Raw genomic sequence first — 24,027 nt, 5'->3', positions numbered from 1 at the left:
AAGTTAAGAATCAGTGTGGTAAACGAAGAATATAACCGAACCCCCACAGGGTATGAATCAGATCTTCCCGATTCGGCACATGCTCGGATAGTTTGTCACGTAGCCGTTTCACGTGGGTATCTACAGTTCGATAATCCAAATCTTCCTCATGCTCCACTTTCCAAACAATTCTCAGCAGTTCCTGCCTGGAGAAAGCTATTTCCGAATGTGTCGCCAGATGATAAAGCAAATCAAATTCTTTGGGCGTCATATGAATTTCCTCATCTTCTATTGTGACCCTTCGGGATGCTGGATTGATTAAAATGGTGGAAATCAGCACCTCGCCCGCTGAATGATCTTTTGGCGCAGGCTCGACCAATCCGTTATAACGAGCCATCATGGTTTTGATACGGAGCACAACTTCCCTCGGACTAAATGGTTTCATGACAAAGTCATCTGCCCCTGCTTTGAAAGCTTCAAGCCGGTTCCCTTCTTCTGACTTGGCTGTCAGAAACATGACGGGTATGCTGAAGTTTGTTCGAAGATAATGGCATATTTCAATCCCCTTGATATCAGGGAGAATCCAATCCAAGATGATCATGGCATACGAGTCATGATGAAGCTTACTTAAGGCTTGCCAGCCCAGCGAAGCCTCCTCAACGATAAAGTGTTCATTCTCCAAATACATTCGAAGAAGTCTTCGGACCCGTTCATCATCGTCTACAATCAATATTCTATTTTGCGGCAGGGTCCCTATCATGTCTTACCTCCATATCTTCGTGATATGTAATCAGCATAACCTTCAACATACACAAAAGGCATGACTCCATAGAGCCATGCCTTTAATAATCCAACTCTGAATTGTAGACAATGTATGAACGATTATGTTCAGGCTTATTTCTTGCCAGTGACAGCTGCTACGACATCGTCGGCAACCTTACCGTCTGCAATTGGACCGGACATCATCCAATGTCTGGCTGACACTTTGAACACATGGTTTTCCTTCACGGCCGGCATCGTCTTCCACACATGAAGTTTCTCCACTTCCGTTGCAACAGCACTATTCTTGTTGAATTCTTCTTCCGTGCTAATCGAGCCTCCGTATATAGCAAATACATAATCGGCTCCAATGGAAGGCAGCTTTTCCAGAGATGTCGTTACTCCCCAGTCGTCCTTTGTATCCTTTTGGAAGCCAACAACGCTTTCGTCAGGATTTAACCCCAATTCATTGTAGATAAGTGGAGCGAAGCTAGGGAAGAACACTTGCAGATCCTTGTCCGATGGACGCATGAAGACAACCGTTTTGTCCGCTCCAACAGCGGAGATGATATCTTCCTTGGCTTGTTTCAGTTTATCGGTGTTCGCTTGAAGGACCTCCTGTGCTTTATCTTCCAGGCCGGTTGCCTTTCCAATCTCCACAATGGTTGTCTTCCAATCATCCGGCGAATAGGCAATGGTTGGAGCGATCTTGCTTAGCTCCTCGTACGCTTTGTCATCGATGGCATTTCGCTGAACCACAATAAGATCAGGCTGGGTGTCCAGGATGGCTTATTGGGCCAGCTGTACGCGGCTGTTTTGCATTTCCTGTTCGCAATGTATGTTCGAGGGGGTAATCCGACCTGCTTTTTGAACTGGCTGCTGAAATAGTGTTGATCCTTAAAGCCTGCCAATAGAGCAATGTCTTTCAGTGGTTGTCCTGCTTCCATCAGACGTTTGGCCTCGTTGGTACGAATCTCTGCCAGATAATCCATTGAACTCTGACCGAACTTCTCTTTGAATGATCTCATGAAATAATAGCGGCTCATGCCCGCTTCATCGGCCAGGTTCTCGACCGTGATTGTATCCTAATAAGTGATGCAGCATGTATTCCCGTGCTCTCTCCAGTGCGATCTCGTGCTGGTTCTGCTTCTTGAACAGCAGATGCAACAGGTCCTGGAAACCCGCTTGGCTTGCGAAACGATCTGTTGAATCACCGGTATGCCAGTAATCCACGATTTTTTCGCAAAGTTGCTGCACCTGTGCATCTGGAAACGTGATCGACCCACCAAGCTCCGTCAACAAACGCACAGAGGACTCCTTCTGTCCATCATATGGAATGATGCCGATATGAATCCGGTATACGATCTGCTCTCCATCCGTTAAGTAAACGGTCTCGACCCGTTGGCCAGGTAATACAAAATGGGCGCTATTCGGAACAAATGGATGCGGTATGCCATCAATGACGATTTGCAGCAACAAGAATGATAGGGTCAGGTGTTTCTTCGTATACCGAACGATAGGCCTTTTCGACCGAATCCTTGAATACGTCCTTTACTCCATACCATGCGAGATCTGCAATCTGTCCTTCACCCTGCTGGTGATTTTGTTGTAATTGTGTCATCGTAGCGCATCCCTCTTTTCAAATCTTCTTTAAAATTCTAAATGATAACAATTCTCATTGTCAATCGCTATTCTCTCATGCACCAATTATCGTGTCTTCGAATATGGATATCTACTAAGCCCCAAATTTTTTAAACCTAGTAATAGAGCCCATTCATCAGGTTTTTCACAAAATTGATACCGAAATGCATTTGACAAAGCTATATATTGATATAAAATTAAGAATATAATCTATATATAGTGTTTGTTTTTGATCACCTTTCATTTGTCAAGGAGGATATGATAGTGCTAATTGTGTATGATTCTATAACTGGGAATGTTAAGAGGTTTATTTCCAAGCTTCAACTGCCGGCTGTTCAGATTCAGAATCAAATGACGATTGATGAACCGTACGTACTTGTGACATATACAACAGGTTTTGGACAGATACCTGATAAGGTGTCTTCTTTTTTGCAAAAAAACTCTGAATACCTGATTGGCGTGGCCGCCAGCGGTAACCGTAACTGGGGTGAGCGTTTTGCCAAAAGTGCAGATTTGATATCTGCATCTTACAACGTCCCGGTTATCAGTAAATTTGAATTATCTGGTTCCAAGAGAGATGTGGAGTATTTTGAACAGGAGGTGAGCCGCATTGCGTCATATTGAATTGAATAACATGTTGCTAAAGCGTGACTCTGATGGCTTTTTCCAGTTACATAAGGATAAAGAGGCTGTAGAGGAGTTTATGAAAGAAATCAAAGATAAAAGTATGGCGTTTGCCAACATTGATGATCAAGTCAAATTCATGATTGATAACGATTACTATGAGGATTTCTATGCTTCCTATACAACCGACGAAGTTAGAACGGTATTTGAAATTACACGCGGCTATCAGTATAACTTTCCTTCCTACATGGCAGCGTCCAAGTTCTATACCGATTATGCCCTAAGAACATATGACCGAAAAACATACCTTGAGCAATATGCTGATCGAGTAGCAGCCGTAGCACTTCATCTGGGTCAAGGACATTTTAATACGGCTTGTTTGCTGTCTCGTTCTATGATGGAGCAGCGTCTTCAACCCGCAACTCCCACTTTTCTGAATGCCGGAAAAAGTCGGCGTGGTGAACTGGTTTCTTGCTTCCTGCTTGAAATGGATGATTCACTGAACTCCATAAACTATGTACTGAACACTTGTATGCAGTTATCCAAAATTGGTGGTGGAGTTGCTGTCAACCTGTCGAAGTTGCGTGCTCGTGGAGAAGTCATTAAAGGTGTCGAAGGTGCTGCTAAAGGCATTACGCCTGTTCTCAAGCTGATGGAAGATGGCTTCTCCTACGCCGATCAGATGGGTCAACGTAAGGGTTCTGGCGCAGCATACTATAATATTTTTGGTTGGGACGTTATGGAACTGCTGGATAGCAAAAAGATCAATGCGGACGAGAAAATCCGGCTAAAAACTCTCTCTATCGGACTTATTGTCCCCAATCGTTTTTATAAGCTGGCTCAAGATAATGAGCCCCTGTACCTCTTCGCACCTTATAGTGTCTATAAAGCGTATGGAACACATTTGGATGATATGGATCTGGATGTGATGTATGATACCTTGCTGGCTGACGACCGTGTGAAGAAGAAAAAATCGTTGGGCGCACGGGATATGCTGACCAAAATAGCGATGACTCAACTTGAATCTGGCTACCCCTATATCATTAATAAAACCAATGCCAATCAAGCACATGCCTTAAAAAACGTAGGACAAGTCAAAATGTCCAACCTCTGCACAGAGATCTTCCAACTTCAGGAGACTTCTGAAATTACAGACTATGGTCAACCGGATATTATTCGCAAAGATATCAGCTGCAACCTGGCCTCCCTCAATATTGTTAATGTTATGGAGAGTGGCAAGATCAAGGAATCCGTTCATGAGGGAATGATCGCGCTGACCTCTGTCAGCGACATGACGCATGTTGCCAATGCTCCCGGTGTGGCCAAAGCCAACTCCGAAATGCATTCCGTTGGTTTGGGTGCCATGAATCTGCATGGTTATTTAGCCAAAAACAGGATTGCTTATGAGAGCTCGGAAGCCAAGGATTTTGTACGAACCTTCTTTATGACCATGAATTATCATTCTTTAGAGAAAAGTATGGAGTTTGCAATGCAAACCGGCCAAAGGTTCCATGGATTTGATAAGTCCGACTATGCGACTGGTGTATATTTTGATCGTTATGTAACCACGGATTACCGTCCCAACACATCGAAAGTACAAGAATTGTTTAACGGAATTGATGTTCCTTCACCCGATGATTGGAACCTGCTTAAGTCTAAAGTGATGAAAAATGGCCTCTATCATGCTTATCGGATGGCCATTGCTCCAACGGCAAGCATCTCTTATATCCAAAATGCAACATCCAGTGTGATGCCCATCGTAGAACAAATTGAGACACGAACCTATGCCAATTCAACCACATATTATCCGATGCCCTATTTGCAAAAGGATAACGTCTTCTATTACAAATCAGCGTATCAAATGGATCAATTCAAGGTGATTGATTTAATTGCAGAGATTCAGCCGCATGTGGACCAAGGAATCTCAACCATTCTTCATGTAAACAGTGATGTATCCACGCGAGAATTGGCCCGCTGTTACCTGTATGCTGCTCATAAAGGGTTGAAATCTCTATATTATACAAGAACCAACAAGCTAACGATGGAAGAATGCATTGCTTGTTCAATATAAACAAATTTCCCTTTTGGGTATTACGATTGGAGTTTGATATACCATGCCGGCAATCCAAGCTGTAAACTGGAATCGAGCAGATGATGATTTCACATTGATGTTCTGGAATCAGAATATTATGCAATTTTGGACCGATGACGAGATTCCGTTATCCGATGATAAAATGACCTGGGGCATGCTCAGTGATATAGAAAAAGACGCTTATATGAAGGTTTTGGGAGGTCTAACCCTTCTGGATACCATTCAGGGCGGTGTAGGTATGCCTCAGATTATGGAGCATGTGGATGGATTGCAACGCAAGGCTGTACTTAGCTTTATGGCGATGATGGAACAAATTCATGCGAAATCCTACAGCAGTATTTTTACCACGCTGGCATCAACCGAAGAAATTGACAGTGTATTTAAATGGGTGGAAAAAAATCCATATCTGCAAACCAAAGCTACGGTTATACGTCAGTATTACATGAACATTGAGACTTCAAAAGATTTGTATATGGCGATGGCCGCTTCCGTACTTTTGGAAAGTTATTTATTTTACAGCGGATTTTTCTATCCACTCTATTTAGCTGGACAAGGCAAACTCACCTGCAGTGGTGAGATCATTGATCTGATTTTGCGGGATGAAAGTATTCATGGTGTATATGTGGGTGTGTTGGCCCAGGAAATATACGCGAGCTTTGATGAAACGCAGCGGAATCACGTGTACCAAAGTTTGGTTGACTTAATACAGCTTCTTCATCAAAATGAGTTGCAATATACGCAGGAATTATATACACCTATTCATTTGACCGAGGAAGTGGAAGCATTCCTTCGTTATAACGCTAATAAAGCTATGATGAATCTCGGTTTTGAGCCATTATTTGAAGACGAAGAGGTTAACCCGATTGTGTTAAATGGAATCAGTACACATACCAAACAGCATGACTTTTTCTCTAAAAAAGGCAACGGGTATATTCGTACTCTGAATGTAGAACCTCTGACGGATGATGATTTCAAGTTCGAATAAGCCATTACATCATTACATGACTCCGTGTAGCCAATGAATATAAATAAAGAAGGCTGTTCCTCCCAGAGGAATAGCCTTCTTTATTTAATCTTCGAGAAATGAAATCAGTCTTTGCAGGAGAACAGGCTCTTCCTTTCGAAATTGCTCCAATCGGAGCCTTACCTTTGTAAAGATTTCATTGTCTTTACGAATTTCATGTCGGATGTATTGATCCCTTAGCTTCATTGCCCTTGTAGTTATGTCCTGATAACCATTCACAAGTTGTTCGTCGTAAGGGATCATCCCCTCATCTACCAAGTAGCCAATCCGCTCGCTCATCATTTTTTTGTGCTCCCAGAGCACATGAAGATGTCTCACATCGTTTCGTTCACCAAGCCGGGGATCATTGCTCTCTACGGCATCATAATACATTTGCAAATAGTCATAGACATCAATTCCAAAAGCCTGTTCTTCGTCAGGATTGTAATTAATGCGGTTCAGATGGGTCTCTCCGTTCAGGTAATCATGCAGCTGGTCAAGCGCTACGATTCGATCGAAAGGATAAGGAGAATGCGGTTCGTATTTGTAAAAATAAGTGTGGTGATCCGCAGTGAATCCCTCTTTGAGCAGATTTCTCATGGAATGAACAGCATCCTGGAACTCTGTGAATGGAATCTGCAAATTGCGGTAAACTCCCGTATGGTCGAACATGGAAGCATCAAAAACACGTTTGTCCCAATCGAAACCGTATAGAAAAAGATGATGAGGAAACGGTTCTTGCTGATAGGCCGCCGCTGGCGGTAGCTTGGCTTCGTCCAAAAACACGACGCAATAATAGCCGCTGCGAATCTGATCCGCGAAAAATTGGGGCCAGGTGTCCAGCGCCAAATGCTCCAGAATCGTATAATTCACAGAGCATGTGAGTAGAAAGGGATTGTTGAAATTCAGTTCATTGGGCTTGCCCCGGAAAAAATCGATATAAAACTGTCTGCCATCCTCCAGAAAGGTTTTCTTGCAGGACAACTGAATGAAATTGCTGTAATACCAAGGAATCGTTTCCTCATGTGCACTGGTAATCGAAAGCGTGTAAGCCCACCGCAGAAATCCTTTAAGCGGCGGACTTAACACAGGAAGCTGAACAGCATTCATTCTTTCTCCCCCTTCTGAGTTCTGAGACTTTACCCGGCTACTCTACCTTATGTCCGAGAATCCGCTTAACTGCTTGCACTGCTGTATCCCTTCACGGCCTGTTTCCAAAGCAATCGTACAACTGTGAAGAGCAGAAGCGCAGCGACCAGCGCCAGTCCTGTATAGAGCCAGCTGAGCTGCCCCAGGAGGAACATCGGTCCGAAATTGGTAATCAGGAACAACGGAATGACAAAGGTACCAATACGACGGACCCAAGTCGGGTATATCGCCATCGGAAAATTATTTGCGTCCCAGGCGGAATGGGCGATTTCTGATGCAGATCCCGTCTGAACGAACCTAAATGACAGCAACGCAGGGATAATCATTAGACAGTATGTGATGATAACGGAGACGAATAACAGCAGCATAAACCCGGCAAGCTGGAGAAATGTCAGGGGTATGTCCATGGCATGCCAGCCAATGCCAATCATGACGAAACCAACCAAAATATCAGGGATTGGCAGTGCCAGATCGACATAACGCAAGGAAGCCATAAATTGAAGAGAAATCGGCTTTGTTAACATTAAATCAAGCGAGCCGTCCTTAATATATTCCGGGATTTTCGTGAAATTTGTGAAAAACAGCCCCACGTAAATTCCTGTCACCACAGTGTGCATACCTATAAATAGAAGCAGCCCTTCAGGCGGTATGCCGTCTACGTGAAGATCGGTGCGGAACACGACGAGCACATATAACATTTTGGCGAGCAGGTAGACGGATTCCACAAGCAGGCTCATCAAGAAATTGCCCCGAAACTCCATTTGGGCAATGAGACAATTTTTAATGAACATGCCGTACAAATGTGCGTATTTTCTCATGGTTCTAAACATATGGAATGCCCGCTACCCCCCAACCGCCGAATATTTCTTCATGGATATCCGCCACGTTAGACGGGATAGCCATAAGAACAGGAGTATCCAACCGCACTGGATGAGAAACCCCTGATACATCGCCGCCACTTCCGTTTTGCCGCTGAGAACATTGACTGGAAAATAAATGGTATATGGAAATGGCGTGTACTGAAGTGCCTCCACGATCGAATCCCCGAAAATCTCCAACGGAAACATACCTCCACTCAAAATATTGATGAGCAGGCTGGTAATAACGAAAAAGTAAGATATTTCATTCAGATAAAAAGCACTTGCGCAGATGCAGTAGGAGATCAAGAAATTAAGCAAAAGCGCTCCCGACAGCGATACGGCGAACAGGATTAGCCTTATGACCTGGAACTCAAGCACGCCCCCCGCAGATGCGAGCCAGATAATTCCGGCGAGCAGCACAGCTGTAATCCCGTAATAGATCGCCTTTTGTCCAAAAAAGGATATTAGTCGATATCCGAAGTAGCTGACCGGTTTGATCAAATACTTGTTGAGGCCACCGTTTTTGATATCGTCGACAATCTGGTTCTCGAACTGGGTAGCAATCAGTTTGGATACCAACCCAGCCAAGATTGTATACAATATGATTTGATTGTATGAATATGAGAACAGCGCTGTTTCGCCAGAATGTTGGTACACCGCTGTCCATATAAAATACTGGACTAGAATCGGAAACGCGGCTCCGAGAAGACCGAGAAAGAAGTGAAATCGGTATTCCATTGATTGCTGCACACCCATCGAAAAAACAGCCGTATACAATTTGCGTCCATTCATCCGACGGATTCCTTTTGATAGAGCATGGAGATACTCTCCTCGATCGGCACGTCCTCAATCGTCCAGTCAACGATCGGAAACGAATCGAGCACAGCACGCGACACTTCTTTTAAACGGTGTTTGGGCAGCTCCAGAACAACGCTGTAGTCGTCTGAGCTGATTATTTTCCCGAATTTGACCAACCGCTGCTCGGCAACTGGCTCCGAGAATTGCAACTTCACAATTTTGTGCTCACCAAAAAGATCGTTAATCTTGTGAAGATCTCCGTCATACAGAAGACTTCCTTCGTTAATGATAATGGTTCGCTTGCACAGGTCCTCCACATCCTTCATGTAGTGGCTCGTCAGAAGGATCGTTGCACCAAACTGCTCATTATAGTATTTCAGAAACTCCCGGACCCTCTTCTGAGAGGGGAAATCCAGGCCAATCGTCGGCTCGTCGAGATACAGCAGCTTCGGTCGGTGGATCAGAGCGGCGATCAGCTCCATTTTCATACGTTCACCCAAGGACAGTCTGCGTACCTGTACATCCAGAAGGTCTTGCACATCAAGCATTTCCGATAGTTCAGCAAGACTTCGACGGTAGAGGTCATCCTCCACGTCATATATACATTTGTTCAAATAAATCGAGTCACTGGCAGGAAGGTCCCACCAAAGCTGGTTTTTCTGACCCATCACAATGGAGAAAAGCCGTTTGAACTCGTTCTTTCGCTCCCAAGGTACATAGCCAAGTACGTCGGCTTTTCCGCTTGTAGGATATAGAATGCCCGATAACATTTTGAGTGTCGTGGTCTTACCTGCTCCGTTAGGACCCAGAAATCCAACACACTCTCCGGGGCCGATATCGAAGGAAACGGATTTAACCGCTTCCTTCACAAGTGATTTGCGAGCAAACAAGTTTTTCAATGAATGTTTGAGTCCAGCTTCTTTCCGGTAATATACGAACGATTTGTGCAGTTCCCGTACACGGATAAAGTCCATCCCCGCTCCTCCTGAATGATTGCATGTTTTCCCTTATTGGGCGGCTTAAAGTTAAAGCGATTAAACTCCGTTGTTATACAGAAGCACACATTTCGAGCAAATCGGTGTCAGACCACAGGCCAGAATTTCGCGCTGTTTTCGCAGATCCTCACCATGGAAAATATCTGCCACACTTTCTTCGTATAAATTACCGACACTGAATTCAGGAAAGAATTTGCATGGATTGACCTTTCCGTCTGGCATCACGTCCATCCGATTCGAGATCGAGAAGCACTTGGTCCGATTCATGGCTGGCTTTTCGCTCCCCCGAATAAAACCTTCTACCTCTTCGGGCTCCAGCGCTGGCTGATAGCGGATACGTACATTCCACACACGTGAATTAACTCGTTTAAACTCCTCAATCAGCGTGTCGAAACGGTCGGGCGAGATGTGGAACGTGAAAGAGTGCCAGCTGTTCTTGTGGTCGCTCGCAAAGCGGGAGGCAAGGTGCGGAAAGTGGGCATCAAAATAGGTGTCCATTTTTTCCGCAGTATCGGAAGGGATGTACCATGGGAAGCAGAAGTAAACGGAATCAACGCCCAACTCTTCAAAGTATTCCATCAAGCTATAAAGCTGATCGACCATCTGGTCATTTACGGTCAGAGCTACGGACACTTTACCTTTGTACAAGCCCTGCTTTTGCAAATCCAACAGCAGCTGTATGGCGTGAATCACTTTTTTGAACGTGCCTTTGCCCCGGATCGCGTCATTCTCCTTCTCGAAGCCTTCCAAGCTGACCAGCATGACCAGATTCTTTGACATTTTCAAAATGGAATCCAGCTTTTGTTCAATGAGAATCGCGTTCGTACAAATAGTCGTGTGCCGGTCTTCCTTAGCCAGCAGTTCTGCCAGTTCATCGAACTTGGAATAGAATAGCGGTTCTCCGCCCCACAGGAACACACGCGATTTGCGTTCTCTCGTTTCGGCCAACAGTTTCTCCACGACTGGAATCTCAATTTCGTCTCGCTTCACTTCACTGGCAAAGCCGTGATGGAACCCGTCTGGATTCCATTCAAAACAATGCTTGCAGCGCAGGTTACAGCCATTATTAAGCTTGATTCCGATCTCATAAGGCACGGGTGCTGCATACGTGGGGTCTTCCCGGCGCTTCCTTCCCGTTTCCGCCAGCGGAACAAGGGTTCTTTTCATATTTTGAAATGTCAGCTGGTCAAACGTAACTGCTGTTTTCGGTTGCATGAGTTTTCCTCCCCAAATGGATGATTTTTGATCGCTGTTCCAACAAACGTCTGTACATTTCCTCCAAATGTTGTTCTGAGTAATCTAGGGCTTTCCATTCCGCAAATCGGATACCGAAACCGCAAGACTCCCAATAGTTTGAATTCTGAAGCTCATGCTCGCCGAACGGCTCCAACATGACAAAAGGAATTCCGTAAGAAAGCGAGTCGTTCAGTGACGCTCCTCCTGGCTTGCTGATCATTGCAGCGCAATTACGCATCAGGTCCGTGTAAACGGAGTAATCTCGGAGCGGAATGGCCCGGAGAATGCCATCTTCACGCACATATCGGTTCATTGGCGGAAACGAATGCTTCCCTTGGGCATTCCAGTCCCACGGGTTCCATGAAGCATCTGTTCCGAAGTAGCATGTGCTCCCATCGTCCTCCTCCACCTCGGAAGGATCGTACACGATCACATCCAACGGGTAACCGAGTTGACGAAGCTCTGAAATCGTTCCCGCGTACGTCCCGATCCCCCAGCCGCCGCCATGGATCAGAATGCGTCCGGCTCGCTGCGCATAAGGCAGGAGTTCCATGTCATCTGAGGCAATATAGCCGTCCGGAGATAACCTCGAAGGTTCGTAAAGCCAGACGTTATTGTAGTCAGGATACAAGGACTTGTGTACCTTAAACGATGGCGTATCGCACGCATCCAACCGGATCAGTTGAATATCCAGTGGAGTCTGCGCCATGGTTTTGTAGCGCTCCAGGATCGGGAGCCAAAAACCGGTAAACACAGCAAAGCGGGACACACCGTCACGTATCCAGGTATCCAACAGTAGCTGGACTTCCGCCTCATTCAGAGAGGAATCAACAGGCTTGGCAATTTTATGCCCCATAAGAGCAACGGAGAAATCGGCATGAAATGCTTTTTTGGTGGAATGAATCTTGCGCCTAATTTCTTCATGATACAGGTTCTCCAGAACGTGAACTTCTGTTCTAACACCTCTAACTTGCAGGTACGTGTGCAGATGCATAGCCGGAATGTATGCGCCAAGCGAATTGCCCGACGCAAGCAGGGTTACCGGAGATGAATTCATGCGCAGCCTCCCCATTCCAAATTTAGTTGTACACTTTAATGGATAAGTCGGCGAGTACCTGCCTCAGGCTCACAATCAGCTCACTGCGATGTTCGTCGTCACGGCCCACCACCGAGAAATACAGACGTCCCTTCGGCATGCCCCGATTACTCTGGATTCCCTCGGATATACGTCTGGAGGTCAAAATATCATTTACCATTACGGTGTTAGATGAAATAGGAACAATTCCGTACGCACCTTGACCAATGAATAGAAGACCGGATACATGCAAAGCGTCCAGCAGCCTTCCGAACGCGAAGCCTTCAGGTAGACCAAGAGACAGAAATGTAAGCAGTCCGGTATGGCCGTATGTTTCCCAGCCTTTATCGAGATAAGCATTAATGAGACCCATCGACTTGCGGGCGTTAATCTCGACAATGGGTACGACAGCTCCGCCCTCCAGAATCATGGAGTCGAAGCAAACGAAACCGTGGTATCCGTCCTCGACCAATATCCGAAGTGCCTTTTCCATCGTATCGAAATAACCCGCGTTCTTCAGTAGAAGGATCATACCCTCATCCGCTCTGATAGACCCGCCGTAATTCTGCTGCTGATTCAGCATCCGCTGAACGGATATGAAATTGGTCTCACCGCTCTCTCGAATGAACCAATGTGAGCTGAAATCGGTCTCTTTCCTGAGCAGTGGTTCCAGCAGGAATTGCGAGCGCAATCCTCTTCTCTCCTGCTTTTCCAGGTGCTCTACTATCCTTCGTTGCATGGCTTCATTTTCAATGAGCATGTTGCCCTTGCCGGAAACACCGAATGGATCTTTCAGCAAATACGGCCCTCGCTTCAGCAGCGTATTTCCGACAGCCTGCACTTCTAGTGCGCTGTTCACTTCCGTGCCATAGCACTTCTCTCCGATTCTGGTCAGGAGTCGGTTGGAGTAGAATTTGGAGTTTACACGCTTAACTGTCTCAAGGTTCGGCAAAGAACACAACGACCCGGCCGCATGCAGGTACTCCTCCGTATCAGCAGTAATCGCATAAGGAGAGAGATGTTTTACGTTGTGGCTCAATATCTCTTCACGCTGTTGACCGTCTGAAGCGAGACTGAACATGCACTGCTTGAAAACGTCAGGTTCAGGTAGGGACCTCTCCTCATCATTCAAATCAAAGTGATAACGGGTACGAAAGGAAAAACCTAATCCGTTCAGATACTCGTACAGCGTTGGGTCGATTTTGCAGCGGGTGTAAAGGATATCGGCTTGCCCGCAAAATGGAAATAACAGCTCGTCCATACATAGGACAATGGATTCCCGGTCCTTGTCAGGCATAGCGGGTAACTTTGCTAAATCCAGATCCCTCCATCGCGTTTCTGGATCAAATGTCCCCATAACGATCGTCGGAATCACCGCTGCCTCACTTCTGGACATCTTCGTACAATGATTGCTCTTGAGACTGGCAGTTTTTTAGAAATGTCATAAATGTGTCGATCGACTGGAGATGTTCATATTCGAATTCGTCATAGTCAATAATTACGTTTAACTGATCCTCGACTTTGAGCATAAACTGGATCATTTGCAGAGAATCGAGACCAATATCATTATTCAGTTCGGTTGCTGGGGACAGTGATTGGCGTAATTCCGGTTGGTCTACTTTGATAGCGCACAAAATATCTACGATTTGATCGTACATGACTACACTCCTTTAAAGTGATAATTGTGTGAGGGTACAACCGAAATTAATACGCTTACATATACCATTCAAAACAAACCTGGTTTGGGTTTTGTTTTCTCCTCCCTCTTCCAAAGTTACAATTATTATCTTTATAATGACATTTTATGTCAAGGGATAAAAACCTATGATTTTGCACTCATAAAAAGGCTTCTAGCAACTAAAAAACCGCTATTTTGGCGGATTCCCAGTGTCAGTACTCCTCATTTCATTTTAGACGATTTTCTCCCTTTGATAAGATCAAGACAAATTGTTAAAATTTATGTACTAACGGTTACTGCCATCCATTTTATAGAAAACGAGGCGAGGGCATGATTGAAATTACGATTGAACGAGTTCGTCAATTAATTGATAGTCAATTTCCGAAGTGGAAAGGCTTAGCGATAACACCCGTACAAAAAAGCGGGCACGATAACCGAACTTATCGATTGGGAGACGAGATGACGATTCGTTTACCGAGTCACGAACGTTACGCCTCTGCTGTAGAAAAAGAACTGAAGTGGCTTCCTGTTTTCAAGCCTCTCCTGTCCTTGCCTATTCCAGCTCCCATTGCACAAGGTGAACCTTCGAACGAATACCCCCTTCCATGGTCCATCAATCGATGGATCGAGGGCGAGACCGTCTCGCCTACCAACGTACTCGATCCAGGTGCATTTGCCGAAGACCTCGCTAGATTTCTGAGAGAATTGGAAGCCATTGATGCAAGCCACGGCATACCAGCAGGCATTCAAAACTTTCATCGCGGAGGGAACTTATCCGTTTACGATACAGATACAAGGACCGTCATTGAGAAGTTATCGGGCCAATACGATCAAAAACTCATGACTGAAATATGGGAGCTTGCCCTTGCAACGAGATATCAATCGGCACCGTTATGGCTGCATGGTGACGTTGCTGTGGGTAATCTGCTTGTACAAGAGGGACGACTATGCGGAGTCATTGATTTTGGAACTATGGGCGTGGGCGATCCTTCAAGCGATCTTGTGATGGCTTGGAACTTTTTTGATGATGTAAGTCGTGAAATATTCCTAAGCTGCATGAATTTTGACCAGGATACGGTTCATCGTGCACGTGGTTGGGCTTTGTGGAAAGCACTCATCTCCTACGCTGGGAATGAACGAGGCTCGGAAGCCTCAAATTGGGGAAAGCATGTAATAGATGTCATTATTCGTGACTACAAATTGCTATAAGCTTATGATCCTCTTAATTAACTGATATTACAGTTATATGTGAACCAGAAGAATACCCAGCTTCTAATCATCCGACCCAAATATGGACCCCCAGCCTTACGCGGGGCGTAAAGCCCCGCGTAAGGCTTACTTTCTGTACTTATCCGACTTTTCTATACTTATCTGAGGAGTCCTTTATCACTATTATTTAGCTAGTTATCCTTGAAACTCTTCCATCTTAATTACAGATGAGTGTTGACATTAAGCTGAGGATAAAGCAGTTCGTTATAACGAGCTGGGGCGATGACGTAGTGGAAATGCAGGTATGAAGTGGGGAGAGCAAATTGATTTCACTATTGTGAATTTTTCATATAATGAAATTAGATGAATAGCTTGTGTGAATATACGCCGAATTGACATTTGAAGCTACATAAGTAAATTCCCCTTAATCGTGGAGCAAAATCTGAAGTTAGCATGCTCTCCACGTGGACATAACCAGTATGTTTCTCTATTGTGAATTTTTCATATAATGAAAATATAAGGTTGTTTCCAATAAAATAGTCGCCTTTGAGGCGACTTTGGCATAATCTCAATCTATTTTTCTTGCTGAATGGATCAAGTTCGTCCAGTCCAGTCAGCTCCCGCAATTTCTTTCCACCGTTCCCTGATCTCATCATATAATTCCTTACTTAGAGCTCCTTTGGCGACAAGATCGGCATTTTGCTGCCAACGGTTCGGTTTGGCTGTACCTACAATTGCCGTGTCGACCCCTTCAGTACTGAGCGTAAAACGTAATGCGGTTTCAACTGCTGCTTGTGCATCTTCGCCCAAAAAACCATAACCAAGTTCGCCCAAACGTTTCCAGTATATAAATGGATATGCTTCTTCCGGAAGCGAGTCATACATCCATGCCGCATTGGCGATGGGGCGTTTGGCAATAACACCCATATTTCTTTTTCTCGCCTCAGGTAACGTCAGTTCGATGGCTTCCTGATCCGCAATGTTCAGCGATGTTTCCAAGCTGTCGAACACGCCTGTCTGAATCGCATAAAGGGCATCCATCGTATCGCCACTATATCCAATAAATCTTGTTTTTCCAGCTTCCTTGGCTCGCTGTAACACTTCAATGACCGCTCCTTGCCGAAGTACTTTTTCAGAGCAACTATGAAGGTGGATTACATCAACATATTCCGTTTTTAGTCTTTTAAGGCTACGATCAATCGTTTGCTCTAATACTTTGGCATCCCAATCTGGACCATCTACACCAGCAGCGTGTCCACATTTAGTAAACAAATAATAATCGTCCCTGCGATGTGAAAGCACATCTCCAATTAACTCTTCGCTATCACCATAACATTCAGCCGTATCAATAACGTTTAACCCTGCATCCAACGCACTGTTAAGCAATGTTTCTACATCTGCTTTGGATACGTTCTTGCCAATCTCCGCTCCGCCAAACCCAAGTGTACTTACTTTCATGCCAGTGTTTCCGTAATTACGCAGTTCCATGGATAATCTCCTCCGAGCTTCGTGAATTGGTACAGATAATGAAAGTATATATAGTACAAATTATCTTTCGGTATGTATTACCCTTATGTTGGGTATTACACCCACTTTTTCAACTTACTTATTCCCTCGAATACGGGTTTCATCGGTTGAATCAGGTTACAAAGAACTGACTCGGGTTCCCTAGTTCCGGATGAAATTTCTCACGAAAACGGCCTCCCGTATATTCTCCTATGATTTTTCGCCAGAATGCCTGTGCAATAACATTGTTGCGTACCTGGGTTACTTTCCACCTTCCTGGAAAACGTTCAAACAGCTCATACGCTGCCCGGGTACCCACTCCACTACGCCGGTATTTCTGCATTACAAAAAACTCGGTCAAATAGTAGTCATTATCTTTGCCGTCTGGTTCACAACGCTCTACCAATGCAAACCCGGCTGGTGCCTCATCACTTGTAATCAAAAAAGGAAACTTGCGGTCTTCCTCAGACCAGAATGCATCCAATCCTGGGTATTCCGGGAAAATACCGTTGCTATCTACATCAATATTCAAATATTTGGTAAAGTCATACAGATAAAATTGCATTAAGTGCCGAATCACCTGACTGCGTTCCCGGGGAACCAGCTCTATTTTCATATTCATCCGGTTCACCTCCTCTGCTCTACTTATAAGTCATACTTTAAAGCTTTACAGCCACAAGGGCAAGGAAGCATAGATCTGTGTTCTTCCGGTTCCGTGAACAGGCTGTGACGATATAAATATGGTACACTGGGATATAGCATATTTTAGAAATTATTTTAACATGGGGGTGCCGAACTTGACCAATGTGCAAAAAGAGATTGACCGACGCAAGCTGGATGACAAACTGCCTTCCATGCCCTGGTTTGTTCAGCAATTCATTGACTATAAATTACCCGATTTATCTCCTTCTACTCTGCTTGAATATTTAAGGGACTATGAAGCCTTCTTTGGCTGGTTGCGCGCAGAAGGATTATCCGAGGCAAACTCTAATAAGGAAATTACATTGACTGAACTGGAAGTACTTCGGATGGAATCAGTAACATCTTATCGATTATTTCTAGCCACCAAACGTGAAGGAGCCAACTCCAGAATCACAGTCTCCCGCAAGCTTTCTTCCCTGCGTTCGCTCTTTCATTACTTAAGTCAGATTGCGGAAGACGAAGATTTCTACCCACTGCTGAAACGAAACATTATGGCGAAGATTGAGATCAAACGTACCCATAAACCCAAAGATACAGCAGCGAAATTAAAGGGTAAACTTCTGGAAGAAGAAGAACTATTGGAATTTATCGGATACATCCTTGAAGGATATGCCGTGGATATGGAAAAGAACAAACAGGCTATTTACTCGCATGAGCTAAACAAAGAACGGGATGCCTGCATTGCCAGCCTTATTCTGAATTCGGGTTTGCGCGTGTCTGAAGTGGTGAACCTGAACGTGGATGATTTGGATCTGAACAATAAGCTGCTGTATGTATATCGCAAAGGTAATAATGATGAGACATTTAAAACGCCCGTGTATTTTAGAGAACAAGCCAAGGATGAACTCGCAACCTATATCAATCTGCGCCAGTCACGTTACCGTACACCCAAACGGGAAAAAGGGTTGTTTATCGCTCTTCGCAATGGAGATTCCGAAGGAAGTCGGATGACCAAACGGGCCATACAGGCCATGATTATGAAGTATGCCAAACAATTCGGCAAACCGTACCTGACTGTGCATAAATTGCGCCATTCTTTTGCGACTGACTATTATTTGCAAAATGATATCTATAAAACGAAGGAACAGCTTGGACACGCTTCGACGGAAACAACCGAAATTTACGCGCACCTCACGGATAAAACGATGTCTGAAGCAATTGAACGTCGCACTGATGATATGTAGCCTATTTTTACAGTTCGAGCATGAAATCGATTCATTACAAGGTAACGTAAAAAGCGATTCTTCCAGGAGAATATCCTGGCAAGGATCACTTTTTATTAATTCATTCGCATTATTAAAATAAGTACAATCGTTTCGTCACATTTCATATCATTTTTTTATCATTTAGTTTACATAATAATAATTTCGTCATATTTTTTTCTCTTCATGACGCTCAAGCGAGACCAGCCATCTTGCTATATGTTCTGTCTCATGAACAGAATGCCAAACGAGGCCCTCTTTTCCCCCCACATACTCTATCTTGTCATGCGTTAGCCATGAGATAATCCCGATTACATCCTGTAACGTCTTGACCAGAGAAAGGTCTTTCTCTTCACGGACCATGACCAATTTGGGATAAGCCGCTTGTTTGTATCCCTCAATAAGAATCCAGTCATACGCAGACAGATAGGTTAGCATGTCTTCCAACGGGGTCGCTTGTCTTTCAATGAGTGCAGTACGTTTCTCCGACATGACAACAACTGCATCGGCCCCTGCCTGAGCAAAGCTGTAGGAATCTGTTCCTTCGTGATCCATCTCAAAATGGTCATGTCCATCATGTTTAATTACAGCCACTCTTCGTCCAGTAGAGGTAAGGTACCGGGTAAGGGCAGTAATTAAGGTACTTTTGCCTGTGTTTTTATATCCAACAATCTGCACGATATGTGGTGAAGTACTGCTTATTTCAGCCATGAACGACCTACCTGACATGACCCGTGGGAAGTCTGAGAATTCGAACCTGTTCACCAGCAGGAATGCCTTTTTTCTCGGGTGGAACAACGATCAGGCAATCGCTATCTTTAATGGTAATCATGACACTGGATTCGTCTACACGCGAAGCGGAAGGTTTAGCATACACCATTCCGTTACGTATTTCAGTTCGTCCGCGTACAAATCGTGTAAAATTGTTGACCTTTGTATAGTCATTATCCAATGTGGCTGTCCATTCTTCCAGATATGGATGAGCATCGGCCTGCATCGTACGAATCGTTGGCCGAACAAACAACTCAAAGCCGACAAAACAAGCCCCCGGATTGCCAGAAAGCGCAAATAGCAGCTTGTCATTGACCACAGCAGCCGTTGTAACACTGCCGGGACGCATGGTTACTTTGTTAAACAGCATCTCCATATTTCCTTCCCGAACCAGGTCACCCATAATATCATAATCTCCTACGGATACTCCACCTGTTGTGACCACCATATCATTATGTTCAAGCGCTTCTGCAAGCTTCGTACGTGCGGTATCCACATCATCAGCGATCGAACCATACATAACAGGCTCGCCCCCCGCTTCAACTACCAGAGAACGAAGCATATAACTGTTACTGTTACGAATACGGCCTGGCTGCAACGGCTCGTCCACTTCCAACAATTCTGTACCAGTTGCAAAAATGGCTACCTTCGGTCGCTTGTATACAGGCACTTGGCCTACACCGAATGTTGCCAGCACGGATTGTTCGCCTGCCTGAATGATGGTCCCCGCTTCAAGCAGTAATTGTCCCTCATGAACTTCCAATCCAATTGGCGTAATGTTGGCGTCCGGCTGAATATGGCGCTTCAGGGCAATCCATTGTTCCCCATGCTCTTCTTTGCTTTCAGTCATCTCCATCATAACAACAGCATCTGCACCTTCAGGTACCTGAGCTCCTGTCATGATCCGAGAAGCTGTACCGGATGTAATCGGTTGATCCGATGTGTACCCGCATGGAATTTCATCAATGACACGGAGCCAAATCTGCTGCTCGCTGGATGCTCCAATCGTATCCGAACTTAGAATTGCGAACCCATCCATTCCAGAACGACGAAAGAAAGGGTAAGGATGGGGAGCATGAATTGTGTCAGCAAGCGTTCGACTATGTGCTTGCTCAAGTGTTACTTTTTCAATTGAACCTGAGCTGACATGAGCCGCAACTTTCGCCTGTGCATCCGGTACCTGAATCGCCGTACGGATAAATTTCGCAGTTGTCATATCAGTTGAATGAGAATTTATTTTCAATGGTGTTCGAACCCCCTAGGACATTTGATCGTTATAGAAAGTGTAGCCCGAAAGCCAGGTTGTGACAAGTACTCCCCCATTACGATCCACATGAAAGACAAATCGACAGCCCATAATATGTACGAGAAAAGGAGCTGACCCTTTATGAATCAACGATGCGAATTATGTGGCAGGGAACCTGTCGAGACAACCGCCCATCACCTGACACCCAAAGAAATGGGCGGAACGCACATGCCTACGGCCAATCTCTGTATCCCTTGCCATAAACAAATTCATTCTCTATATACCAATCGCGATATAATAACCTACGGTTTAACTGACGTGCAGGCACTGAGGCAAGATGAGCGCATCGCTCCTTATATCCGATGGATTCGTAAACAACCGGCTACAACCATACCTCGTGTGCGAAAGTCCCATCATGTCCGCAAATCCTAAAACAAAAAGAACAGCTGCCAAGGTAATTTTCAGTGGCAGAGCTTGCTCCACCTTACCTTTTCACTGTTCTTCTGCGAATAATTAATATTGCGGACCGCCGCTCATGAGTAGTGCTACCTACGCCTCATGATTCGGCCGCCTCCAACCCTCGTTTTGGGCTTTTTATAAGAGCTCTTTGGTGAATCAAACAATCCTCCAAGGCCACCACTGCTTTTATTACGATCAATTGTGCCTTTGCTTTGTTCCTTATTTCTGCTGAATAATCCTCCACCGGAGCCTACGCTCGAATCCTTATCACTGCCACGACGGGTAATCGATCCTTTTCGGTCAACGGTAATTGGCGGAGCAACCTTTTTATCACTACTCGTCGGTGTCCGATAGGAGCCTTCACTCGGTTTGTACGTGTCCTTGTTCGTATACCCGCGATACTTACCGGACCCACTACCCCCAAAAGAATCAAACAAATTACCGATTAATGTTGCGGTTAAGTACCCTTGCAAAAATGAAGAATCATAATTCTGGCGAACATATTCCTTGGAGTCCACCTCAACCAAGGTGTCTTCCGCTTTATTCGGGTCTTGCTGCAAATGATAATACTGGTCCTGATACACCAGGAACATCCGCTCTGTATTTTCCGCCGAGATCTGATCCGGCTTCCGCTGTTCAGATAATTCCTGAGCAACCTCTGGAACAGTACGATCAGCAGCTCGGTACACATAGGATGTCGTATTACCACTGCCGCTGACCGATTCAAGCGGATAAGTGTCCTGAACGGAAGGTGCTCCGCACGCGGACAGCAGCGACATCACAAGGCTGAGGACCAGCATTAATTTTAATCCATGTGCCAAGCGCTTTTTCATTGGAACCTCTCCTAGCTCGAACGAATCACTTTGATATCCGCAGGAAGAATGGACTCTCCCTCATACAGCGTAAATCTTCTGTCTTGCCACTCCACACGCAAAAGCATGTTATCATCAGACTGATATTGCCATACTAATTGTTCCCCAGCCTGACCATAGGGTGTCCTGCCTGCAGTGGTTACCATTCCTCCGTATTCTTCCTCCAGATGATACGCACGTCCATCCAGATCCAGCAACGTAGGCACCTCATCCGGTGCATCAAGACGGCCATCAATAGGTGTATATAGGGCATACCGGGTCATTTCCCGTTCTTCTATATGCAAATGTCGGATTGCCGTACCATCCTGCAACGTAAGGACAGCTGCATTCCGCGCTCTATGATGTACCCGCCCAACAACTTCATAAGTAACCAGCGAAACCTCACAGATATCACCAGGTGCCAGTTGAAGCATTGTTTTCTCTGCCTGAGGCGGTTCAGGTTTGGCTATGATCCCTTTAATCCGTTTCCACACACTCATGCCCATTACTCCTGTTCTTTATCTTATAAACAAGCTGCAATAATTAATGCGCCCACGATATGAAGTGCACCCGAAAACAAACCGTATCCTGTCTTGCCCTGCTGTATTCCCGTATCCAGATCCAGGTTGGCCCATCTCCGAATCATAAAGTGAACCACACTCTCCAGAATCAGCAAAATGATAAATGAAACTACGGATACCAACAACGCTTCTCCAAGATGACCCGCTGTCGAAATGGAGGTAGCAAGTACATAACCTTGAGCAAACAGCTTCATTACCATACGTGTCGTAACAGCCATATTGCCGGCCTTCACTTCGGCAAAATCCTTATACTTCGTGAACAAAGAATCCACATACATCAAGACAAACAGCAAAACCGAACCCGATAACGTCCAGACCAGCATTGCCAAAATGTTTAAATCCATTTCCATAGCCCCCACATCTCAACATGAACCGCAATTAAAAGCGAAGGAGAAACGCTGGTCTCTCCTCCGCTGGTGCCCCTGCTTGCATACAAGGTTTAATTCTTATTTTCGTATTGCTTCATCAACGCTGCCAGTTCATCCTCAACAGCCTGATCCTTACCCAGCTTCTCAAACTCATCATCCAGCGATTTCCCTTTGGACGACATTTCATTGCTGGCTTCAGCCTGAGCTTCCATCTGCATCATTTTTTCTTCCATCCGCTTCATGCCTGCACTTGCAGTATCGGAGCCAAATCCGTTCAGTGCTTTGTTGATTTCGGTTTGAGCTTTTGCCGCGTTGTAGCGCGCAACCAATGTTTCACGTTTATTTTTCATCTGGGTCAATTGTTTGCGCATTTCGTCCAGCTTGCCACGAAGGTTATCGGCAGAAGCCTTATTTTGATCATAGCTCGTTTTGTACTCGGCCATCTTCTCTTCAGCGACCTTCTTCTCTTCCAGTGCCCGACGGGCAAGATCCATATTCTGTGCACGCGCAGCTGTATGTGCTTGCTCTTCACGTTTCTTCACGAGAGCTTCCTGTTCTTCGAACAGCTGCTTGAATTTCTTCTCAATGGCAATCTGTGCAGCAACAGCTTTCTCCGCATCTTCGAGATCTTCCTGCATATCCCGGATATATTGATCCGTCATCTTGATCGGATCTTCTGCCTTGTCAATAATGGAATTAATGTTAGACATCGTTAAATCGCGCAATCGTTTGAAAATAGACATTATGGTATTCCTCCTAGTCGATAGTTCATCCTTGTATATAATCATACATACGTGGCAATCTTCTACTCGTTTCAATTTTAACAAAAAAAATCTTGAAAAACGATTTAAGCCTACATAGCCTATATGAAACTATTGAATCAGTCGCCCGGTTTGGTAGAGCTCTTCATCTAGCAGCTTCTCTGCAGTCTGCACAATCTCATCAATCTGCATCCGTGTAATGGCATCAAAATGAATCCCCATAATCACGGTCACGGTTACCTTTAAATGCAGGGCAGCCTTACGTGCAAGTCTTTCACACAGCTCCTGTTCTTTATGCCCCGGAATATGAACCGTAGCCCCGCTCACCCGTTCACGGTCCGGATAAAATGTCGCTACCGCCCCAATATGTGATCTTCCTCCAGTTACCATAAATACCTTGTCTTCTCCTGCCTCAATCACCTGTAAACGAACGGAATTTAAGTTGTATGCACTCATCCTGCTCCACCTGTCCTTTTTTTATA

General features: G+C 45.0%; 27 protein-coding genes and 1 pseudogene. 6 read left to right on the top strand and 22 right to left on the bottom strand.

Annotated elements, in window-relative coordinates; translation table 11 throughout:
• Positions 1–10: 10 nt before the first annotated feature.
• The 5 genes and pseudogenes from AMS66_RS11710 to AMS66_RS32710 form a co-directional block, all read right to left on the bottom strand.
• Positions 11–739, bottom strand: coding sequence for a response regulator transcription factor (locus AMS66_RS11710; protein WP_053780949.1), 729 nt, complete (start codon positions 737–739; stop codon positions 11–13).
• Positions 740–873: 134 nt separating this feature from the next.
• Entirely contained in the window at positions 874–1,497 is a 624-nt protein-coding gene (locus AMS66_RS11705; RefSeq protein ID WP_236703344.1) for an ABC transporter substrate-binding protein, read from the bottom strand.
• Positions 1,498–1,616: 119 nt separating this feature from the next.
• Positions 1,617–1,784, bottom strand: a pseudogene (locus AMS66_RS34665) (helix-turn-helix domain-containing protein); the annotation flags it as partial.
• Between the two features lie 7 nt (positions 1,785–1,791).
• Complete coding sequence (locus AMS66_RS11695; RefSeq protein ID WP_144424472.1) at positions 1,792–2,217, bottom strand: hypothetical protein; 426 nt, start codon at positions 2,215–2,217, stop codon at positions 1,792–1,794.
• Positions 2,195–2,359 carry a hypothetical protein gene (locus tag AMS66_RS32710; RefSeq protein ID WP_160319684.1) on the bottom strand — a complete coding sequence of 55 codons (165 nt, stop codon included), beginning with the start codon at positions 2,357–2,359 and terminating at the stop codon, positions 2,195–2,197. Before AMS66_RS32710 ends, AMS66_RS11695 begins: the two co-directional genes overlap by 23 nt.
• 284 nt (positions 2,360–2,643) lie before the next feature.
• On the opposite strand from AMS66_RS32710, the gene nrdI reads away from it, so the two are divergent.
• Genes nrdI through nrdF form a run of 3 tightly spaced genes read left to right on the top strand, consistent with a single transcriptional unit; the run spans position 2,644 to position 6,080 of the window.
• Positions 2,644–3,003, top strand: coding sequence for a class Ib ribonucleoside-diphosphate reductase assembly flavoprotein NrdI (nrdI, locus tag AMS66_RS11690; protein ID WP_024634092.1), 360 nt, complete (start codon positions 2,644–2,646; stop codon positions 3,001–3,003).
• Entirely contained in the window at positions 2,990–5,074 is a 2,085-nt protein-coding gene (nrdE, locus tag AMS66_RS11685; RefSeq protein ID WP_053780946.1) for a class 1b ribonucleoside-diphosphate reductase subunit alpha, read from the top strand. The genes nrdI and nrdE overlap by 14 nt, the downstream gene beginning before the upstream one ends.
• Before the next feature lie 43 nt (positions 5,075–5,117).
• Positions 5,118–6,080 (top strand): class 1b ribonucleoside-diphosphate reductase subunit beta, encoded by a 963-nt coding sequence (gene nrdF / locus AMS66_RS11680; protein ID WP_053780945.1) that lies wholly within the window; start codon positions 5,118–5,120, stop codon positions 6,078–6,080.
• Positions 6,081–6,164: 84 nt separating this feature from the next.
• Here nrdF and AMS66_RS11675 read toward each other — a convergent pair whose 3' ends face one another.
• The 8 genes from AMS66_RS11675 to AMS66_RS11640 all read right to left on the bottom strand — a co-directional run bounded on the left by AMS66_RS11675 (position 6,165) and on the right by AMS66_RS11640 (position 13,869).
• Entirely contained in the window at positions 6,165–7,208 is a 1,044-nt protein-coding gene (locus AMS66_RS11675) for a hypothetical protein (protein WP_053780944.1), read from the bottom strand.
• Positions 7,209–7,273: 65 nt separating this feature from the next.
• Positions 7,274–8,065, bottom strand: coding sequence for an ABC transporter permease (locus tag AMS66_RS11670; protein WP_236703343.1), 792 nt, complete (start codon positions 8,063–8,065; stop codon positions 7,274–7,276).
• Between the two features lie 24 nt (positions 8,066–8,089).
• Positions 8,090–8,899: an ABC transporter permease gene (locus tag AMS66_RS11665; protein ID WP_053780942.1), complete on the bottom strand. Its 810-nt coding sequence runs from the start codon at positions 8,897–8,899 to the stop codon at positions 8,090–8,092.
• Entirely contained in the window at positions 8,896–9,879 is a 984-nt protein-coding gene (locus AMS66_RS11660; protein WP_053780941.1) for an ABC transporter ATP-binding protein, read from the bottom strand. Before AMS66_RS11660 ends, AMS66_RS11665 begins: the two co-directional genes overlap by 4 nt.
• Positions 9,880–9,939: 60 nt before the next feature.
• Positions 9,940–11,115 carry a radical SAM protein gene (locus AMS66_RS11655; RefSeq protein ID WP_053780940.1) on the bottom strand — a complete coding sequence of 392 codons (1,176 nt, stop codon included), beginning with the start codon at positions 11,113–11,115 and terminating at the stop codon, positions 9,940–9,942.
• A complete protein-coding gene (locus tag AMS66_RS11650; protein WP_053780939.1) occupies positions 11,087–12,193 on the bottom strand; it encodes a hypothetical protein in 1,107 nt (368 codons plus the stop codon). The genes AMS66_RS11655 and AMS66_RS11650 overlap by 29 nt, the downstream gene beginning before the upstream one ends.
• Before the next feature lie 22 nt (positions 12,194–12,215).
• Positions 12,216–13,607 carry a hypothetical protein gene (locus AMS66_RS11645; RefSeq protein ID WP_053780938.1) on the bottom strand — a complete coding sequence of 464 codons (1,392 nt, stop codon included), beginning with the start codon at positions 13,605–13,607 and terminating at the stop codon, positions 12,216–12,218.
• Positions 13,594–13,869, bottom strand: a complete 276-nt coding sequence (locus AMS66_RS11640) for a phosphopantetheine-binding protein (protein ID WP_053780937.1) — start codon at positions 13,867–13,869, stop codon at positions 13,594–13,596. The genes AMS66_RS11645 and AMS66_RS11640 overlap by 14 nt, the downstream gene beginning before the upstream one ends.
• 350 nt (positions 13,870–14,219) lie before the next feature.
• Here AMS66_RS11640 and AMS66_RS11635 point away from each other — a divergent pair, with 350 nt between their 5' ends.
• The gene (locus AMS66_RS11635) at positions 14,220–15,098 is read left to right on the top strand and encodes an aminoglycoside phosphotransferase family protein (protein WP_053780936.1); all 879 of its coding nucleotides are present in this window, start codon (positions 14,220–14,222) and stop codon (positions 15,096–15,098) included.
• A 594-nt stretch (positions 15,099–15,692) separates the two neighbouring features.
• Here the strand turns inward: AMS66_RS11635 and AMS66_RS11630 are convergent.
• Entirely contained in the window at positions 15,693–16,586 is an 894-nt protein-coding gene (locus AMS66_RS11630) for an aldo/keto reductase (protein ID WP_053780935.1), read from the bottom strand.
• Positions 16,587–16,737: 151 nt separating this feature from the next.
• A complete protein-coding gene (locus AMS66_RS11625; RefSeq protein ID WP_053780934.1) occupies positions 16,738–17,226 on the bottom strand; it encodes a GNAT family N-acetyltransferase in 489 nt (162 codons plus the stop codon).
• 175 nt (positions 17,227–17,401) lie between these two features.
• Between AMS66_RS11625 and xerS the strand changes: the two genes are divergently transcribed.
• Positions 17,402–18,490, top strand: a complete 1,089-nt coding sequence (gene xerS / locus AMS66_RS11620) for a tyrosine recombinase XerS (protein WP_269084540.1) — start codon at positions 17,402–17,404, stop codon at positions 18,488–18,490.
• A gap of 186 nt (positions 18,491–18,676) precedes the next feature.
• Here the strand turns inward: xerS and mobB are convergent, their stop codons facing one another.
• Complete coding sequence (gene mobB / locus AMS66_RS11615; RefSeq protein WP_053780932.1) at positions 18,677–19,219, bottom strand: molybdopterin-guanine dinucleotide biosynthesis protein B; 543 nt, start codon at positions 19,217–19,219, stop codon at positions 18,677–18,679.
• A 7-nt stretch (positions 19,220–19,226) separates the two neighbouring features.
• A complete protein-coding gene (locus AMS66_RS11610) occupies positions 19,227–20,495 on the bottom strand; it encodes a molybdopterin molybdotransferase MoeA (RefSeq protein ID WP_053781048.1) in 1,269 nt (422 codons plus the stop codon).
• A 171-nt stretch (positions 20,496–20,666) separates the two neighbouring features.
• On the opposite strand from AMS66_RS11610, the gene AMS66_RS31710 reads away from it, so the two are divergent.
• Complete coding sequence (locus AMS66_RS31710; RefSeq protein WP_082350651.1) at positions 20,667–20,957, top strand: restriction endonuclease; 291 nt, start codon at positions 20,667–20,669, stop codon at positions 20,955–20,957.
• A 113-nt stretch (positions 20,958–21,070) separates the two neighbouring features.
• On the opposite strand, the gene AMS66_RS11605 is transcribed toward AMS66_RS31710, so the two are convergent.
• The 5 genes from AMS66_RS11605 to lpdD form a co-directional block, all read right to left on the bottom strand.
• Positions 21,071–21,817, bottom strand: a complete 747-nt coding sequence (locus tag AMS66_RS11605; RefSeq protein ID WP_053780931.1) for a DUF4247 domain-containing protein — start codon at positions 21,815–21,817, stop codon at positions 21,071–21,073.
• A gap of 11 nt (positions 21,818–21,828) precedes the next feature.
• Positions 21,829–22,335, bottom strand: coding sequence for a DUF4178 domain-containing protein (locus AMS66_RS11600; protein ID WP_053780930.1), 507 nt, complete (start codon positions 22,333–22,335; stop codon positions 21,829–21,831).
• 23 nt (positions 22,336–22,358) lie between these two features.
• Positions 22,359–22,760, bottom strand: a complete 402-nt coding sequence (locus tag AMS66_RS11595) for a DUF350 domain-containing protein (protein ID WP_063562809.1) — start codon at positions 22,758–22,760, stop codon at positions 22,359–22,361.
• A gap of 95 nt (positions 22,761–22,855) precedes the next feature.
• Complete coding sequence (locus AMS66_RS11590) at positions 22,856–23,527, bottom strand: PspA/IM30 family protein (RefSeq protein ID WP_024634017.1); 672 nt, start codon at positions 23,525–23,527, stop codon at positions 22,856–22,858.
• 129 nt (positions 23,528–23,656) lie between these two features.
• Entirely contained in the window at positions 23,657–24,001 is a 345-nt protein-coding gene (gene lpdD, locus AMS66_RS11585) for a prenylated flavin chaperone LpdD (RefSeq protein WP_053780928.1), read from the bottom strand.
• Positions 24,002–24,027 lie beyond the last annotated feature (26 nt).

It is taken from the genome of Paenibacillus xylanivorans (assembly GCF_001280595.1).
GTDB classification, from domain to species: Bacteria; Bacillota; Bacilli; order Paenibacillales; family Paenibacillaceae; genus Paenibacillus; species Paenibacillus xylanivorans.
Note: the sequence above shows the minus strand (reverse complement) of the source record. Positions and strands in the feature narration are given on the sequence as shown.